Origin of the sequence: Brevibacillus nigriterrae, assembly GCF_049846925.1 — a bacterium.
In the GTDB taxonomy this organism is placed as follows: domain Bacteria; phylum Bacillota; class Bacilli; order Brevibacillales; family Brevibacillaceae; genus Brevibacillus_H.
Map to the genome: position 1 here is coordinate 1 of NZ_JBNCMT010000017.1, position 18495 is coordinate 18495.

15 protein-coding genes are annotated in these 18495 nt (G+C 41.9%); all 15 read left to right on the forward strand.

Annotated features, from left to right (window positions below; translation table 11 throughout):
* Positions 1–669, forward strand: a 669-nt coding sequence (locus ACPW7N_RS13670) for an HpcH/HpaI aldolase/citrate lyase family protein (protein WP_425651658.1), incomplete at its 5' end; no start/stop codon positions are given.
* Entirely contained in the window at positions 620–2002 is a 1383-nt protein-coding gene (locus ACPW7N_RS13675; RefSeq protein ID WP_425651659.1) for a phosphoribosyltransferase family protein, read from the forward strand. The genes ACPW7N_RS13670 and ACPW7N_RS13675, both read left to right, overlap by 50 nt.
* 99 nt (positions 2003–2101) lie before the next feature.
* Positions 2102–3250 (forward strand): cysteine protease StiP family protein, encoded by a 1149-nt coding sequence (locus ACPW7N_RS13680; RefSeq protein WP_425651660.1) that lies wholly within the window; start codon positions 2102–2104, stop codon positions 3248–3250.
* A complete protein-coding gene (locus tag ACPW7N_RS13685; protein ID WP_425651661.1) occupies positions 3247–4056 on the forward strand; it encodes an HAD family hydrolase in 810 nt (269 codons plus the stop codon). Before ACPW7N_RS13680 ends, ACPW7N_RS13685 begins: the two co-directional genes overlap by 4 nt.
* A gap of 176 nt (positions 4057–4232) precedes the next feature.
* Positions 4233–4829, forward strand: a complete 597-nt coding sequence (locus ACPW7N_RS13690; RefSeq protein ID WP_425651662.1) for a TerD family protein — start codon at positions 4233–4235, stop codon at positions 4827–4829.
* A 72-nt stretch (positions 4830–4901) separates the two neighbouring features.
* A complete protein-coding gene (locus ACPW7N_RS13695; protein ID WP_425651663.1) occupies positions 4902–5483 on the forward strand; it encodes a TerD family protein in 582 nt (193 codons plus the stop codon).
* A gap of 80 nt (positions 5484–5563) precedes the next feature.
* Positions 5564–6148 (forward strand): TerD family protein, encoded by a 585-nt coding sequence (locus ACPW7N_RS13700; protein WP_425651664.1) that lies wholly within the window; start codon positions 5564–5566, stop codon positions 6146–6148.
* Between the two features lie 82 nt (positions 6149–6230).
* Positions 6231–7469, forward strand: coding sequence for a TerD family protein (locus ACPW7N_RS13705; protein WP_425651665.1), 1239 nt, complete (start codon positions 6231–6233; stop codon positions 7467–7469).
* Between the two features lie 24 nt (positions 7470–7493).
* A complete protein-coding gene (locus ACPW7N_RS13710) occupies positions 7494–8180 on the forward strand; it encodes a TerC family protein (protein ID WP_425651666.1) in 687 nt (228 codons plus the stop codon).
* Positions 8181–8354: 174 nt separating this feature from the next.
* Positions 8355–9377 (forward strand): ATP-grasp domain-containing protein, encoded by a 1023-nt coding sequence (locus ACPW7N_RS13715; RefSeq protein WP_425651667.1) that lies wholly within the window; start codon positions 8355–8357, stop codon positions 9375–9377.
* A gap of 10 nt (positions 9378–9387) precedes the next feature.
* Positions 9388–10587 carry a TerD family protein gene (locus ACPW7N_RS13720; protein ID WP_425651668.1) on the forward strand — a complete coding sequence of 400 codons (1200 nt, stop codon included), beginning with the start codon at positions 9388–9390 and terminating at the stop codon, positions 10585–10587.
* 772 nt (positions 10588–11359) lie between these two features.
* Entirely contained in the window at positions 11360–11968 is a 609-nt protein-coding gene (locus tag ACPW7N_RS13725; protein ID WP_425651669.1) for a succinate dehydrogenase cytochrome b558 subunit, read from the forward strand.
* Positions 11969–11989: 21 nt separating this feature from the next.
* Positions 11990–13753, forward strand: a complete 1764-nt coding sequence (gene sdhA / locus ACPW7N_RS13730; protein WP_425651670.1) for a succinate dehydrogenase flavoprotein subunit — start codon at positions 11990–11992, stop codon at positions 13751–13753.
* Between the two features lie 2 nt (positions 13754–13755).
* Positions 13756–14505, forward strand: coding sequence for a succinate dehydrogenase iron-sulfur subunit (gene sdhB, locus ACPW7N_RS13735; protein ID WP_425651671.1), 750 nt, complete (start codon positions 13756–13758; stop codon positions 14503–14505).
* A gap of 130 nt (positions 14506–14635) precedes the next feature.
* The gene (locus ACPW7N_RS13740) at positions 14636–18475 is read left to right on the forward strand and encodes a S8 family serine peptidase (RefSeq protein WP_425651672.1); all 3840 of its coding nucleotides are present in this window, start codon (positions 14636–14638) and stop codon (positions 18473–18475) included.
* The last annotated feature ends 20 nt before the right edge of the window (positions 18476–18495 follow it).

Below are 18495 nucleotides of genomic sequence, written 5' to 3' on the forward strand. Positions count from 1 at the left end.
CTCTTGGATACAAAACTTTACGGAATGCCGATTTTGGAGCATTCAAGCATTATTTTTAAAGAAACTCGAATCGACTCTCTTGTTGCAATTAAAGAAATTTTAGATCGGTACCAGGATTATGTTTTAAATGTTCGAATTGGGGCAACTGACTTCTCAAGTTTATTTGGACTACGGAGAAGTCCTTCCGTGACAATTTATGACTTAACAGTCATTCGTGATTGCATCTCAGATATTGTAAACATGTTTAACAGAAAAGATCATGGATATGTCATATCAGGTCCTGTATGGGAATACTTCAATAGCTCGTCTTCTTGGAAGTCCAGGACAAATCAGCTTACTCGTGCTACTCACGAAGAAGGTTTAGTTAGAGAAATCTTATTTGATAAAGAGAATGGATTGATCGGAAAAACAATCATCCATCCATCACAAATCCGTCCTGTCCAGTCCCTTTATGTTGTCAGTCATGAGGAATATACAGACGCTTGTTCAATTATCGCTAAAAACGATGGGGAGATTGGAGTAGTTAATAGTCAATACGGTAACAAAATGAATGAAATAAAGCCTCACCAAAACTGGGCAGAAAAGATTCTATTACGAGCAAAAATATATGGGGTGTACCATGAGCAAAACAATTTCACCAACTTACTCTTCGAAAAGGCACACGTTTAACATACTTGGTGATTTATCTGTAAACATTGAAATCACGAATAATCCTTTTAACTTTTCCTTAGAGCATTTGTTTACGATGGCTTCGAGGATCAACCGAAAAAGAGGTTTTTTATTCGTAAGTAAGGTGCTAGGGAAGCATCTCCCTATTATTCCAGCGGTAGGTCATTTGGGAGGTGCTGCGCTTGCTGCAAGTTTCTTATCTCAAATACATAACGTAAATTTCACACAGACCCCAAAACTAATCGAAGGCATAAAAAATGTTGAAATGAGTTCAGAAATTTTCGATGAGTTTATACATAAACGTTTGCCACTACCTGAAGAAACCTTATTTATAGGTTTTGCCGAAACTGCAACAGCATTGGGTCAAAGCATGTTTGCTTCTTTTAAAGAAAATGCCCGCTACATACATACAACAAGAGAACTTCTAACGAATAAAGTGTCTGTAATCAACTTTGAAGAAGAACATTCACATGCAACCTCTCATCGCTGCTACGCAGATAATGAATCATTTCTTTCCGGTAACGAGACGGTTGTGTTAGTCGATGACGAAATAACTACGGGAAAGACTGCGTTAAATATCATCCGTGAATTACATCAAAAATTCCCGCGAAAAAAATATGTACTTGCTTCTCTGCTTGACTGGAGATCAGACCAAGACAGAAAGGCATTCTCTCAAGCAGAAGAAGAATTAGGTACAACCATCCATACAATCTCATTACTCGAAGGGCGAATCACAGTTCATGGCCAGCCTTCTGAATCAAATGGAATTGATCTTGATAGAACAAGTAGTGTGGCTACAACATTTGAAAAGATTTACTTACCAAACCACTTCTTTAAAAAAATCGCTTATACCTCAAGTGATTCATCTGGCTTTGAGGTTAATACTCCATATATTTTTGAAACGGGTAGATTTGGAATCCATTGTGAAAACACAGACAAATTACAAAGAATAGCTAAAGAAATTGGCTCTTTCTTGCAAAGTTACAGAAGAGGATCTGGGCCAACTCTTTCACTTGGTACTGGAGAGTTCATGTATTTACCAATGCTGATCTCTCACTACATGGGTAAAAACTTGTTTTATCATTCAACTACAAGAAGTCCCATTTATCCATGTAACAAAAAGGGATATGGAGCAAAAAATGCATATGTATTTAATAGTCCAGATGATCCTAACATAATTAATTATTTCTACAATGTTCCATTTAAACTATATGATAGTGCTTTTATATTCTTCGAAAGAGATTTACCAGACGAACGGTTTCATTCCTTAAAAAATCAGCTTAGTGCATTAGGCATCCCTCACATTTGTATGGTGGTGTGCTCATCCAAATGAAAGTAACCAGACGGATAAGAGTCGTTGGATTGATATTGTTTTTGTTAAATGTTTTGTCATTTGTAGCATTGTACACAATGAAAGAGGAGTGATTACAAGATGATACTTGCTGAAATCTTGCAATCCAAAGAATTACCGAAACCCTCTAAAATGGGTAGTTATGATTATGATGATGTTGTGTTCTTATTTAAAGATATCAGCAGCATTCAATTGGAAGTTGATACTGAAGATCGAGAGGAAAAGATTCAGAACGGAATTCATTATTCAGAAATGCTTCCAGTAGAATATAAACCTTCCCCAGCCTATCTTGAGCTTTTCCATAAGTCACTAAAAGAGAATGCCCAAAAGGTAGCTCTTGCTGCAGCTACTGTAGCAGAACTCATCCGTTTGAAGAGAGGGGAAAATATTGTACTTGCATCTCTTGCCAGAGCGGGTACACCGATCGGTGTATTGCTTAAAAAGTACCTTTCATTCGCATATAAAATAGTTGTTCCTCACTACAGCATTTCCATCATTCGAGGAAAAGGAATTGATGAAAATGCCATACTTTACATGATTCAAAATCATCCAACAGCATTTATTCAGTTCGTTGATGGCTGGACCGGTAAAGGAGCCATTTCGTTAGTTTTGAAAGAGGCATGCAAGGCTTTCAAAGATAAATTTGGTTACGAACTTTCTGATGATTTAGCTGTACTAGCAGATCCTGGTCATTGTGTTGCTACATTCGGGACAAGAGAGGATTTTATTATCCCTAGTGCATGCTTAAACTCGACTGTGTCTGGTTTGGTAAGCCGTACTGTTCATCGAGAAGATTTGATAGGTGAAAATGACTACCATGGTGCCAAATATTATTCAGAATGGGCTAATGAAGATGTATCCAAACACTTTATCGAATCGGTTTGCAACTATTTCCCATCTGTTGTAGTTGAAGCTAAGAAACGTGCTCAAGAATTATATACCACAGACATACAGGTTCCCTGGAAAGGATTACGTGATATCAAAGCGATCCAACAAGAATTCAGTATTGATGATGTGAATCTAATCAAACCAGGAGTAGGAGAAACAACAAGGGTTCTACTCAGGAGGGTTCCTTGGAAGATTCTCATAGATCGAGAAGATAATCCTTATTTAGAACATATCCTGTTACTTGCACGGGACCGTGAAGTACCTGTGGAAGTATTTCCAGACTTAACATATTCCTGTTGCGGACTCATCAATCAAATAAAGAAAATGGAGGCAAATGCATGATTTTTGCGAGTGATTTAGACCAAACTCTAATGTTTTCCTCCAGACACTTTTTAGAGACGGACAATAACAAAAAACGACTAGTTGAAACTCTTGATGGCGAAAAAATTTCCTATATGACAGAAGAGGCCATAAAGAAGTTAAAGAAAATTGCAAGTCAGGTTATGTTTGTTCCAGTCACTACCCGAACGATAATGCAATATTCTAGAATTACTATCTTCCATGAAGAGATAGTCCCTAAATATGTAGTTACAAGTAACGGGGGAAACATTCTTATCGATGGAAAGATCGATGAATATTGGAGTAAGTATATCAAGAGAAAAATTGAAGATACTTCGATCGAAGTCGATCTTATTCTTGCTCGTTTTGATGAAATAAAGAGTGAGGCCTGGTTCAAAAATGGCAGGATGGCTGATGATCTATTCTATTATTGCATTGTCGAAAGAGAGCAACTGCCCTTAAACGAGATCCGTTCCTTTGGCGACTGGTGTAACGACAATGGTTGGAATCTATCCGTTCAAGGAAGAAAGGTGTATTTAGTTCCCAATGCTGTTAATAAAGCGGATGCAGTGCTACACATCAAAGAGAAAGAAAATAAAACCTATCTTTGTTCTTCGGGAGATTCTCTATTAGATGCACCTTTATTATTTAAATCTGACTTTGCAATCGCTCCGTCTCAAGGAGAGTTATACGATAACAAAGATAGTTACTCCGTTACCTTTACCAATGAAGCGGGCCCACAAGCATCAGAGGAAATACTTGATCGCATACTTGAACGAATCACTTCCAATGAAGTTTTATTCTCCTAAGTGATATTGCTTTTAATAAAAAATAAGTTTTGTCTAAAATAAAAAACTTGTAAAATTTGAGAGTAATTTGCAGTTTTGTGGTAATATTTTCTGTAGATAGTCCGTCTTTCATAGATCTATATATCTAGGAGAGATAGATTTTATTAATTACATAAATTATATGGGGAGGGATTGTGTTGTCAGTGATTAGTTTGCAAAAAGGTCAAAAAATTGACCTTACTAAAGGGAACGCAAACTTAACAAATATTCTCGTTGGTTTAGGTTGGGATCCGCAACAAGGGCACGGTCCAAATATCGACATTGACTCGTCTGTGTTGATGCTAGACCAGAATGGAAAGATTGCTAAGTCCGGTGGATTCCTTGGTATGGGAGGACAAAAATACGTTGTTTCCTTCCGTAATCTCAAAAGTCCATGCGGTAGTGTCATTCACAAAGGGGATAACCTCACTGGTGGTGGTGATGGGGACGACGAGCAAATATTTGTTGACCTCAAAAAAATTCCCGAAAACATCCACAAGATATTATTTGTAGTAAATATCTTTGCTTGCGAGTCTCGTAGACAAGACTTTGGTCGAGTAAGAAATGCCTTTATTCGACTCGTAAACCAAGCAGATAAAAAAGAAATGTGCCGTTTCAACTTAACAGACGATTACTCTGGTAAAACTGCTTTGATCGTTGCTGAGATCTATCGTCATAGTGGAGAATGGAAATTCAATGCGATTGGTGAAGGCACAAAAGACACCTCCATCGAGGGTATTGAAGACCGTTACTAAAATTCAGCTCGTGATGTTTCGTTTTATTTACATAAAAATACCAATCTTTTAAATTGAGAGGAGTTTTTCAAAATGGCAGTTAGTTTGCAAAAAGGTCAAAAGGTAGATTTAACCAAAACAAATCCGGGGCTTACCGACATTGTCGTTGGTCTTGGCTGGGACACTAAAAAATATGACGGAGGAAATGATTTTGACCTGGATTCTTCCGTATTCCTCTTAAACGGTCAAGGAAAAGTAAGTGCTGATACCGACTTCATTTTCTATAACAATGCTACCGGAGCAGCAGGCGCAGTAGTTCACTCAGGCGATAACCGTACTGGTGTGGGTGATGGAGACGATGAAACGGTAAATATCAATCTACCTGGCGTGCCAGCGGGAATCGAAAAAATTGCATTCACCATCACCATTCACGATGCACAAGCTCGAAATCAAAACTTTGGACAAGTTTCTAATGCCTACGCTCGTGTCTTAAACAAAGCTACAGGTGAAGAATTGATCCGTTATGACCTTGGCGAAGATTTCTCTATTGAAACAGCTATTGTTGTAGGAGAACTGTATCGTCATGGTTCAGAGTGGAAATTCAGTGCGATCGGCTCCGGCTACAAAGATGGCTTAGCTGGACTTGCTCGTGATTACGGTGTAAATATCGGTTAATTTCTTATTTTCTTCAAGGTCCTTCAACCTTGTAGGTGAGAGGGACCTTTTTTATCCCTATAAAGAAAGGAAGTTTGGGCATGAGTGTTATTAGCTTGACAAAAGGTCAAAAAATTGACTTAACAAAAGGGAATCCGAATTTGACCAAAGTTCATGTCGGCCTTGGTTGGGATACCAACAAATACTCCGGACAACATGCATTTGACCTCGATGCTGCCGCTTTTCTACTTCGTACGGGTGATAAAGCAACCGGTATTCAAGATTTTGTATTCTACAACAATTTAAAAGGCATCAACGACTGCGTTATTCATAGAGGAGATAACCTCACTGGAGAAGGTGACGGTGACGACGAGGTAATTAAAGTAGATTTCAGCAAAGTTCCTGCTGACATCCAAAAGATTGCCTTTACTGTTACTATCCATGATGGACAAGCTCGAAATCAAAACTTTGGACAAGTTTCCAATGCATTTGTACGTGTATTGGATGATGCAACAGGACGTGAAATCCTTCGCTATGATTTAGGTGAAGACTTCTCGATTGAAACAGCGATCGTAGTTTGCGAAATCTACCGTCATGGTGCAGAATGGAAGTTTTCTGCTGTTGGTTCAGGATTCTCCGGTGGATTACAAGCACTTTGCGCAAACTTTGGCCTTCAAGCAGGTTAAACATCCATGGATGCTAGTTACCCCATGCTAGCATCCTTTTTCTTCGATATAATCAACTCTTTTAAAAGGTGGACTTGATGGCATGAGTATCACGCTAGTAAAAGGACAGAAAGTTGATGTAACAAAAACAGTCCCTGGCCTCTCCAACATAGTCGTGAGATTAGGATGGAGTAACATGGACGGAATAGATTTAGATGCTTCTGCATTTTTACTTGGACCTAATGGGAAAGTTCTTCAGGAAAATGACTTTGTCTTCTATTCAAATCCTTCTGGTGGACAGGGATCGGTAGTGCATAGTACGAATATTGCAGGCGGGGACCGCTCCGATAAAGAACAAATTTCAATTGATCTTTTGCGAGTCCCAAGTACTATTCAAAAAGTTGCATTTACCATTACTATTTATGATGCGAAGAATAGAAGACACTCCTTTGGACAAGTCTCAAACCCATACATTAGGGTCAGTGCTCTTAACGGTGCCGAACTCTTTCGCTTTGATCTAGGTAATAGCCTATCTACAGAAACAGCGATTGTTGTCGGAGAGCTTTACCGTCATAACGGAGAATGGAAATTCAATGCAATTGGTAGCGGATTTAACGGTGGACTCGCAGCGTTATGTAATAACTTTGGAGTTGAAGTAGAGGAAGAGCAATCCAACTTACCTCCCGCTCCAGTAAATCAACCACCTACCCCTCCGCCTCCACCACCTCCAACACCAATCAATCTTGCCAAAATTGAGTTGAAGAAAAAAGGCGATGTAGTCAGCTTGAAGAAAACTTCTGGAAGTCTTGGTGAGGTTTTAGTTAATTTAAACTGGAATCAAAAGCCCAAAAAACATGGAATAGGCTTCTTGCTGCAGACAGAAAAAATCGACTTGGACCTCGGGTGCCTTTATGAGCTAACGGACGGATATAAAGGCTGTATCCAAGCATTAGGGAACAACTTTGGGTACTTTCATGATTTCCCTTATATCGCCCTTGATGGAGACGATCGTACTGGTTCTAAAACAGGTGGTGAAAATCTTCGAATAAACGGAAAGCAGGTTCATGAATTCCGTCGAATTCTCATCTATGCCTATATCTACGAGGGAGTTGCAAAATGGGCAGAAACCGATGGAGTAGTAACTATTAAACAGGCTGATAATCCGGATATTGAAGTGAAGATGGATGTACATGACCCACGAAAAATCATGTGTGCAGTTGCTATGATTGAGCGTCAAGGAGATACCTTTTCGATTAAACGCTTGGTCGAATACTTTAGCGGACATGAACCAATGGATCGACATTACGATTGGAACATGAATTGGCGAGCAGGTTCAAAATAACACAGTAAAGGGGACAGGTACTTAATGATGGAATGGTTAACGGCAAACTGGAGTGCTTTAGTAGGTATTATTATTATCGACATGATTTTGAGCGGGGATAATGCTGTTGTTATTGCGATGGCAGCTAGAAACCTTCCAAAAAATAAGCAAAAGCAAGCTATGTTCTTCGGGACATTTGGAGCTATTGCAATGCGTATCCTTTTCGCGGGAATTGTTGTTTTCTTGATTAAAATTCCACTTCTTAAAGCTGTTGGCGGGTTATTGTTACTTCACATTGCGTACAAGCTACTTATTCAGGGTGATGAGGAAGGCGACATAAAAGGTGGAGCAACACTCATGGCAGCAATTGGTACCATCATCTATGCTGACGTATTAATGAGTCTTGATAACGTTCTTGCAGTTGCCGGAGTGAGCCACGGCAATATTCTTCTCATCGCTATTGGTGTCTTGATTTCCATTCCAATCATTCTAATCGGCTCTGCTATCATTCTCAGTATGATTGAGAAGTTTCCTATTATCACATACATTGGTTCAGGGATTCTTGCTTGGACTGCCGGGGGTATGATCGTCGGAGACAAATGGGTTCAAAGCTACATCAGCGGGAAGATGGGGCTAATCTTTACTATTGCAGTTACAGTCATAGTCATTGTTGCTGGTTGGCTGAAAAACAGAAAATCACGCAATGAGGAGTCTGCTGAGGTGGCAGCATAAATCTCATCTATAATACTGGAACTTCACCACCGACCAGTTTCACTACTGTGATTTTCTCAATCTTACAAAACCAATATCACATAACCTAAAAGGAGCGAGGTCAAGGTGACTCTCGCTCTTCTTCGAATATACCTTCCAGTATCATACTTTGTACTTGAAAGGATTTTGATCCAATTGAAGACGAGAATCTGGTTTAACCGGACATTTTCCACTGCATTTCATTTTATCGACATGATCCGCAACAATCCAGATGGTCATGAATTTGAATTTTTCGCTACCCACCCCAAGAAACATTCAATAGTGCTGCAGGCAGCGGATTATGCAGAAATTGAACCATCATTAGATGTTGAAGATTATATTCAATATTGTTTGGATTTTTGTAAGAAGCACAAGATTGATGTATTCGTCCCGAATTTACATCTGGTAGAAATCGCAAAGCATGTTAACAGATTCGAGGAAATTGGCACCAAGGTATTGGTGAGTTCTGACTATGACCTCTTGCAAAGGATCTCAAACAAAGGGACTTTATTTGACTCCTTACGATCCGTACAAGGAGTTGAATTACCTGAATATCGCATTGTAAATGATTCCGGTTCTTTTTTACGATCAGTGATTGAACTGCAAGAAAAGGGCTATAAGGTTTGTTTTAAACCTGCGAACGGGGAAGGGGGAGTTGGGTTTCGTGTTATTGAAAAAAAGAAAAATACCATTGGCTCACTTCTTGGCCCGCTCTCTAATCGAATATCCCTTGAAGAGGCGTACCAAATACTCTCTGTAGAACGTTCGTTTGATGATGTAATGGTGATGGAGTATTTGGATGGTTTCGAATACAGTATCGATTGCTTAGCTTTCAATGGAAAGTTGCTTGCTGCCGTTCCACGAAAAAAAGTTGAGGGGCGAATTCGTTTACTAGAAGAGAATGATGAATTAATTACTCTAGCCCACGTTATCCATAACAAGTTACAACTTCCTTATAATTTTAACATCCAGATAATTTACAAAAATGGCATTCCAAAGTTATTAGAAATTAATCCACGAACATCTGGGGGATTATTTGTCTCATGCTTAACTGGAATTAACTTTCCATATCTGGCCGTAAAGTTATTATTATCTGGAGAAGCGGATGTTCCGGCTCCAAACTATAATATTTTGGCAACGCACTTTGAAAAAGAACTCCGTCTTGTGCGGGCGTTTTAGGGGGGAATGTATGCAGTTGCAAAAAGGTCAAAAAGTGGCTGTAACCAATAACGGGTCAGCTAAATTAAAGGTATGCTTAGGATGGTCATCGTTACCAGCAGGTGCTGATATTGATGGTGCTGCATTTTTATTAGATGAAACGGGGAAGTGCCGAAACGACGAAGATTTTATTTTTTACGGTAATCCAACAAGTGTTGGTTCTGCGATTATGCATGCAAAAGGTACTGAAACAGGAAATCAGGAAGTTTTATCTCTGGATACTTCAAAGTTACCTTCATATGTTAAACGAATTGCCTTTTCCCTAACTATTCACGAAGGAGAGAAATTCGATCACGTCTTCGGGGGAGTAAAAGATCCAATAGTACAAATCAGTAACCTTGATACGAATCAAGTTATCTTGACTTTTCCTATGGGTGAGGGTCTCACAAAAGAGACTGCTATCGTAGCTGGAGAATTATATGTACATAATGGGGAATGGAAATTCAACGCAATTGGCAGTGGATTTCATGGGGGGCTTGCTGCCTTATGCAAAAACTTTGGAATTGAAGTAATAGAAGCAGAAGAAGCCCCACCTCTTCCAAAACCTGAGCCTGCTCCTGTACCGAAACAACCCCCGGTTAATCTTTCGAAAGTAGAATTAAAGAAGCGGGAAACGGTATCAATAAAAAAATCAGAGAGAGTTACGGCAAAGTTGGAATGGGAAAGCAAAAAAGATCTCGATCTGTATTGTTTTTATGTAACTAAGGACGGAAAAGAAGGTAAGGTTTACTATAAAAATCTTGGAAAACCGAATGTATCGCCATTTATCACCCTCGATGGCGATTCAAAAAAAGCAGGGTGTGAAACCATTGTCATTCATAAGCCAGATGAGTTGAAATTTGTCTTATTCTCAGCTTACAGTGCTGTATCTAATGGAATAGGAAGCTTTAAATCAATGAAAGCTCGAGCTGTGGTAGACAACCACGAAGGGCAAACGGTAATTGCGCGACTACTTGAAGAAAACAGGTATGCTTACTGGGTAGCAATTGCTCATATTGATTTCTCTGATATGAACAAGATGAAAGTCAGTCATGTAGAATCTTATTCAAAGAGTGGATCTGAAAATTCTCCTAAGTTATATTCGGACGGTTCTTTTAAAATGGATAAAGGCCCGGTCGAGTTTAAGACTCCTTCCATTTTTGGTTCAATCTTTGGCGGAAATAAATCGTAAACTAGTGTATTTTCGCTGATTACTGAGGGGGATCTTTTGAACAGTAAAAATGCTATTCACTCGTTTAGACCGATCTTTTCCTTGATTGTTTTCTTCTGCATACTAATCCTAATAATCCTAAACATTGAGACCTTACTAATGCTGCCAAAACGTGATTTATTGGTTTCGATTATGGTTGGAGTCGCAATTTTAGTGTTGATTCTTTTGGATTGTTATACCTGGATAAAAAAGAAATCAGACTACAAAAGATGATGGAAATCTGATGTGGAAAACCGACTTTTGAATTGCAGTGCCATTTGTGAAATACCTAACAAATGGGGGGCAGTTTAAAATGGCTCGGTTTTTTTGTAAGTAAGAAGACTCCTACTAGATTTTTGCTCAGCGCATCGTTCGATGTTGGCAATGTTCATGTTATTTTCTATGTAGATAGGCTAGTGTTTACAGGATGGAGATTCTGCCTATCAATTAGATGATTCTATCGATGGATTTAGTCTAGCATTTGCTTGACGCTCCTGTTGGACAGGAGTACAATAGTTTTGGTCACACAATTGACATTCTTTTTTCCGGAATCCGACACATTTCTACAGATTTTTTTGGAAGAAGCAACCGATTTGTAAGCGCATCCGTTTATAATGGTGCTTATGTTGTCTTTTAGCTTCTTACCAAACAGAGAAGGGATGTGTCTAACCACTTAACAATTGGGACAGGATATTGGAGAAAAGAGTATCGAATAATGCATGTTGGAAAAAGACAATTGAGGGGGGACCCATGCATGGCTAACAGCCGGCAATTTCTACAGCACAGGCTTCATTCTTTACTAGGTTTATTTCCCGTAGGATTGTTCTTGGTTTTTCACCTAGTAGCGAATTTCCAAGCAACAAGAGGAGCAGAAGCTTACAATGAAGCAGTAGGACAAATTGAAAAACTTCCATTTCTTATCTTTCTTGAGTTCGGACTTATCTACATACCGCTTCTTTTCCACGCGGTTTATGGCTTACACTATGCTTTCCAAGCGAAGCATAACGTAAACAACTATGGTTATTTCCGCAATCATATGTTCTTGTGGCAAAGAATTACGGGTGTAATCACGCTGATCTTTATTTCCTGGCACGTATGGCAAACAAGAATTCAAAAGGCAATGGGTGTAGAAGTCAACTACGATATGATGCACGATATCTTCACAAACCCTGCGATGAGAATTTTCTATGCGATCGGTATTTTATCGGCAGTATTCCACTTTGCGAATGGTGTATGGTCGTTCCTCGTTCACTGGGGTATCACTGTAGGTCCTCGTTCGCAACGCCTTGCAACTTATTTCACAATGGCACTTTTCGTTGTTATATCTATTATCGGTTTACGTGCGTTAGCGGCATTCGTTTAATAGGAATAGGGGGAAGCAATCATGGCCAAAGGCAAATTAATAATCGTCGGCGGTGGTCTTGCAGGCTTAATGGCTACCATCAAAGCGGCAGAAAAAGGGGTACCAGTAGACTTATTCTCCCTTGTACCAGTGAAACGCTCTCACTCGGTTTGTGCGCAGGGGGGCATTAATGGTGCAGTTAACACAAAAGGTGAAGGTGACTCTACCTGGGAACACTTTGATGACACGATTTATGGTGGCGACTTCTTGGCTAACCAACCGCCTGTTAAAGCAATGTGTGACGCAGCGCCTGGTATTATCTACATGCTGGACCGCATGGGTGTCATGTTCAACCGTACAGCGGAAGGTTTGCTTGATTTCCGTCGTTTCGGGGGTACAAAGCATCACCGTACGGCATTTGCTGGTGCTACAACTGGTCAACAATTACTGTATGCTTTGGACGAGCAAGTTCGCCGTTTTGAAGCAGAGGGTCTGGTAACAAAGTATGAATATTGGGATTTCCTTGGAATTGTCCAAGACGATGAAGGTACCTGTCGTGGGATTACCGCTCAAAACATGCGCTCTGGAGAAATCCAATCGTTTGTAGCAGACGCAGTAATCTTGGCAACTGGCGGACCTGGTATTATTTTCGGTAAATCGACTAACTCCATTATCAATACAGGTACTGCTGCTTCTGCTGCATACCAACAAGGCGTTATCTATGCAAACGGTGAGTTCATTCAAATTCACCCAACTGCAATTCCTGGCGATGATAAGCTGCGCTTGATGTCCGAGTCTGCACGCGGTGAAGGCGGTCGAGTTTGGACCTACCGTGATGGTAAGCCTTGGTACTTCTTAGAAGATAAATACCCTGCTTATGGTAACCTGGTGCCTCGTGACATCGCTACACGTGAAATCTTCCACGTGTGTGTAGATCAAAAACTGGGTATTAACGGAGAAAACATGGTTTACCTTGACTTGTCTCATAAAGATCCAAAAGAGCTCGACGTTAAGCTCGGCGGTATCATCGAGATTTATGAGAAGTTCATGGGTGAAGACCCACGCAAAGTACCAATGAAAATCTTCCCTGCTGTTCACTACTCCATGGGTGGTATGTGGGTCGATTACAACCAGATGACAAACATCAAAGGCTTGTTCGCTGCGGGTGAGTGCGATTATTCCCAACACGGTGCAAACCGCCTTGGTGCTAACTCTCTCTTGTCTGCTATTTACGGCGGTATGGTAGCAGGACCAAAAGCAATTGAGTACATGAACGATCTGGATAAATCATCCAGTGATCTGTCTAGCTCGTTATACGATAGCGCAACCAAGAAAGAACAAGACAAGTACGATAACATCCTGAAGATGGACGGCAATGAAAATGCATACGTGATTCACCGTGAGCTTGGTGAGTGGATGACGGATAACGTTACCGTTGTTCGTTTCAATGATCGTCTGAAGAAAACAGATGATAAAATTCAGGAGCTTATGGAGCGTTACAAGCGCATCAACATCAACGATACACAACGTTGGAGCAACTCTGGCGCATCTTTCACACGTCATCTCTGGAACATGCTCGCTCTTTCCCGTGTGATGACACTGGGAGCATTGCAGCGTGATGAAAGCCGTGGAGCTCACTATAAACCTGATTTCCCTGATCGCAATGACGAGAAATTCCTGAAAACAACAATGGCCAAATACAACGCAGAAACGACAGCTCCCGAAATCTATTACGAAGACGTAGATATCTCCTTGATCACGCCTCGTAAACGTGACTACACACAGAATAAGAAGGGAGGACATTGATCATGTCAGAAAAACTCGTTCATCTGATTATCACTCGTCAGGACAATCCTGAGAGTGCACCATACACAGAGGAATTCAAGATCCCTTATCGTCCGAACATGAACGTAATCTCCGCCTTGATGGAGATTCAACGCAATCCGAAAAACTCCCAAGGACAAAACACCAAGCCAGTCGTGTGGGAGTCCAACTGTCTGGAGGAAGTGTGCGGAGCGTGCTCCATGGTGATCAACGGGAAGCCACGCCAAGCTTGTTCGGCACTGATTGACAAGCTGGAGCAGCCGATCCGAATCCAACCAATGAGTACATTCCCGGTTATGCGTGACTTGTCTGTTAACCGTAACCGCATGTTTGATGCACTCAAACGTGTGAAAGCATGGGTTCCAATCGATGGTACGTATGACCTCGGACCAGGACCTCGCATGCCGGAAGTTGAGCGTCAATGGGCGTATGAATTGTCCAAGTGCATGACTTGCGGGGTTTGCCTTGAAGCTTGTCCGAACGTGAATGAAAAATCACCGTTCATTGGACCTTTTGCGATTTCCCAAGTTCGCCTGTTCAATCAACATCCTACTGGACAAATGAACAAGCATGAGCGTCTGGAAGCTCTCATGGGAGATGGTGGTATCGGTGATTGCGGTAACTCGCAAAACTGCGTACGCTCTTGCCCGAAAGGTATTCCGCTTACCACATCGATCGCACACATGAACAAAGAGACAACCAGACATGCGATCCGCTCTTTCTTCTTCTCCTAATATTTAGAAATAAGTGTAAAAGAATCTGGACTTGTTCCAGGTTCTTTTTTTCGTTTCGGTAGAAAATGTATACCCTCTCTCTTTCCATGGAAAACTAAAGAGTATGAAGAGCAACAGGAGGGGGCCGAAATTGCGCAAAACAGTGATGATTTGTTTGGCTTTATCGATCGTGATTTTTTCGGGCAAAACGCAAGAAGGTATCGAACTGGCAGGGAAGAAGTCTGTTCAGGCGATGAATGCCACAGGTGGAGAAAATACGATTGGTGGAGATGAACTCATTCGTAAACAGGTTATTTCTGATTTATATGAAGCGAAAAAAACAAATTCAGAGAAAAATAGGCCTGCTACACAGGATGTCGCCAAAGGTGTAGGAATGCTAGGTTCGGATGAATGGGCTGCACCGGACTTTATTATTCAAAGAGAGCAGGTTCGAGAGTCGTCGTCTTCCTCTACTCTCGATATGATAGAGGCCAAAAGGGCATGGGAGAATGCAGGTGTCAAAGGAGAAGGCATGCTCGTTTCCATTATTGATACCGGGGTAAATCCCAAGCATCCTGATATGATCCCGCCAAAAGACAAGCGTCAGGCCGTTCAGAAGTCGGGGAGCTCCAACAAGGTTTTAAACGGCTATAACTGGGCTGACAGGAATCAGCAGACACAGGACGTAGGTGAATCACAGCACGGCATGCATGTAGCGGGAATCGTTGCAGCGAACGGCAAAATCAAAGGGGTAGCTCCCGAGGCTCAACTGCTAAGTCAGAAAGTGTTTAGCAATTATCAGGGTGAAGTATCCGGACTAAGTGAGTCCATCCTGTTTGCGATCAATGATTCCATTACAAAAAAAGCGGACGTAATCAATCTTAGTTTAGGTTCTTCGGCTGGCTATGTAGACGATACCACCGTAGAGCAGTTTGCGATCAAGAAGGCGGTTGACAACGGAATCGTCGTCGTAGCAGCAGCAGGTAATGACGCTTATTTCGGTAGTGACAAGGTAAAAGCAGAAAATCCAGACTATGCGATGGTTGGCTCTCCAGGAATTGCGCCGGATGCGTTATCAGTGGCCTCCGCCAATGCGACAGTCCTTGCGGGAAGCAGCTTTGCGGTAACGGGTGTAAGTGAGCTGGATCGGATTGTTTACATCACTGGGCGTCCTTCCTCAGGAGAAGCTTTGAATCCTGTTCAGTCTTTGACAGAAGAGCATGAGCTGGTGTTTGTCGGCAAAGGGAAAAAAGAGGATTATAACGTTTCTGTCAAAGGGAAAATCGTATTAATCGAACGAGGAGATATTCCATTTGATGAGAAGCTGAAGCTTGCCAAAGAAGCAGGCGCAGCAGGTGCGATTATCTACAATAACCAGTCAGGTCCACTCGTAATGAGTGCCAATGAAACCAAAACCATTCCTTCTGTATCCATCCTTCGTCAAATGGGTGAAGAACTGGCGACCAAGTTACGCAAGGGCAAAAAGGTATCTGTTACTTTTGATGGTGAATATGCGCAAAATCCACTTCCTTATCCAAACGGCGGTATCATCTCGCCCTTTTCTTCCTGGGGGCCTACACCGGATTTGCAGTTTAAGCCAGAGATCACTGCACCTGGTGGCGGAATTCTTTCCACTGTACTGCAAGATGATTACTCAGTAAAAAGCGGTACGTCAATGGCCACACCGCATGTTGCAGGAGGGGTGGCGCTGATCAAGCAAGCCTATCGGAAGCAAGGCTACAAACTCCAGGGACGAGATTTGGTTGATACCATCAAGGCAGCAGCTATGAATACGGCAGAACCGATTATTGACCCTCGGGAAATTGATCCTGCTAATGCTGGAAGGCAAGTCTCGAGCAAAGAATTGCCTTATTCTGTCCGTGTGCAAGGGGCTGGAATGATGCAAATTGCCAAGGCGATCAACACCCCTGCCATTGTCACGGATCGCAAAGGAAAAGCAGGCGTGTCACTAGGGGAGATCGGCAACTCAACCACTTTCTCACTCTTTATTGACAACAAATTTGGCAAAAATCCGATTACCTATATGCTTTCAGATGAATTTGGCGTAATGACAGATATGCGTCAAGAAGGGCAAAACCTGCTGAAAAATATACAAATTCCAGGAGCTGGTGTAAGCTTTTCTACACCCAAAGTAACGGTAGCCCCCGGACAGAAGCAAGAGGTAAAGGTTACCTTGCTCATTCCAAAGTCCAGTGAGAGAAATCTATTTGCCGAAGGATATATTGCCCTTCGCCCTGATCAGGAGGGAGCTCCTGTACTGCATGTGCCGTATTTCGGCTTCTATGGCAACTGGGAAGAACCTCGTGTGATTGATGCTCCGATGTGGGAGGACAACAGCCAGGAGAAACGGACAGGGATCAAAACCACCTGGTATCGGGACAAGGAGAATGACAAGTGGAAATTCCGTGATTATTTGGGGGTAGCAGGGGTAGACGACAACGGAAATGTAAAAGTGGATCCAGAAAGAATAGCCTTCTCTCCCAATCAGGATGGACATTATGATACGGCTTCTCCGTCCATTACGTTTTTACGAAATGCCAAGCAGGTAACCATCGATATTGTGGATTCGAGCGGTAAGCTTGTCCGGCCATTGGTGAGAGACGAAAAAATCACCAAATTCGACCAGTCGAAGCTTGGTGTCCCCTACTACTACACCGAGAAGAAAGAGTGGAGCTGGGACGGCAAGATATTTGACACAAAAAAAGGGGAGTACGTGCAGGCACAGGACGGGATGTATCGATTTGTGGTGCGAGCGAAAAATGATGGCAGACAGGGAAATTGGCAGTCTGTTTCCTTGCCGATTCTCGTGGACATCAAAGCTCCGACACTATCTGCATCCATAAGCGGCAATAGGGTTACCTGGAGTACACGAGACAAAGATGTACAGGGATTCATTCTTTATGTAAATGGTAAAAAAGTAGGCGGCCCGTACTCATCTGACCAGAAAAGTGCCATCGTGAATCAAACACACAAAGGAATCACGCTGATTGCCTACGATTTTGCCGGAAACATTTCGATCAAACATGTCAATCGGGCAAGCGACACAACACCTCCTTATATTCATTTTCCCAACGACATTTATGATCAGGTGTTGGTAACCAATAAACCACATGTACCGATCAAGGGACGGATTACCGGTGAAGATATGATTGATCGGGTACGTTTTACTGTTGCAGGTCAGACGGTCGCACTCGATGCGGACGGCAGCTTCCAGACCTTGCTCACTTTGCAGGAAGGATTGCAATATGTGACGTATCAGGCAACAGATGCGTATGGAAACACCAGGCAATTCACCCAGCGAGTGATCGTGGATATGACCATGCCAGAACTGCAATTATTGAACGATGGAGCAGAGGAAGTCATGGTTGATGCAAATGCCAACAAGATGGTTCTGCCTGTTCGTTTCCTTTACAAAGACAACAACTTCAAGGGCAACGTCAGTGTAAACGGGGAATCGCTTGCAAACTGGGAACAAGAGCAGCTTGAGCTTCCTGTCCGCAGAAGCTTTACACACCTCGTCTCGCTGCATCAGGGAGATAACAAGTTGTTGATTGAGGGCAAGGATGAGGCAGGTAATCACGCCATGCTTTCGTTGCATGTGTATGCAGAACCGAGTGCAGGCTCACTCGTTCTCTACAATGGAGAAAGTCATACCAACTACAAAGCGAAGCCAATCCCACTTCCCTCAATCGGTTTTACCAAAGCAACGTATGAAGGAGAGGTAGGTCAAACCATCATAGCAGAAGGCCGAGTCAACTCCCCGCTACCAGTGCAACTTTCTATTTACTATGGAGAAAACCGACTGATGGCAGATGTCAATGACCAGGGTGAATTCAGACTTCCGCTCACCGTAGATAAAACAGGTAAGGAGAATGTCACTTTGGTAGTAACCGACCTCCTTGGCAGAGAAAGTAAAGTTGTTGCCAATGTCGTAGGAAAACAAACAGGACATAAAGGGAATGCGAATTAGCATTCCCTTTTCACAAGAAC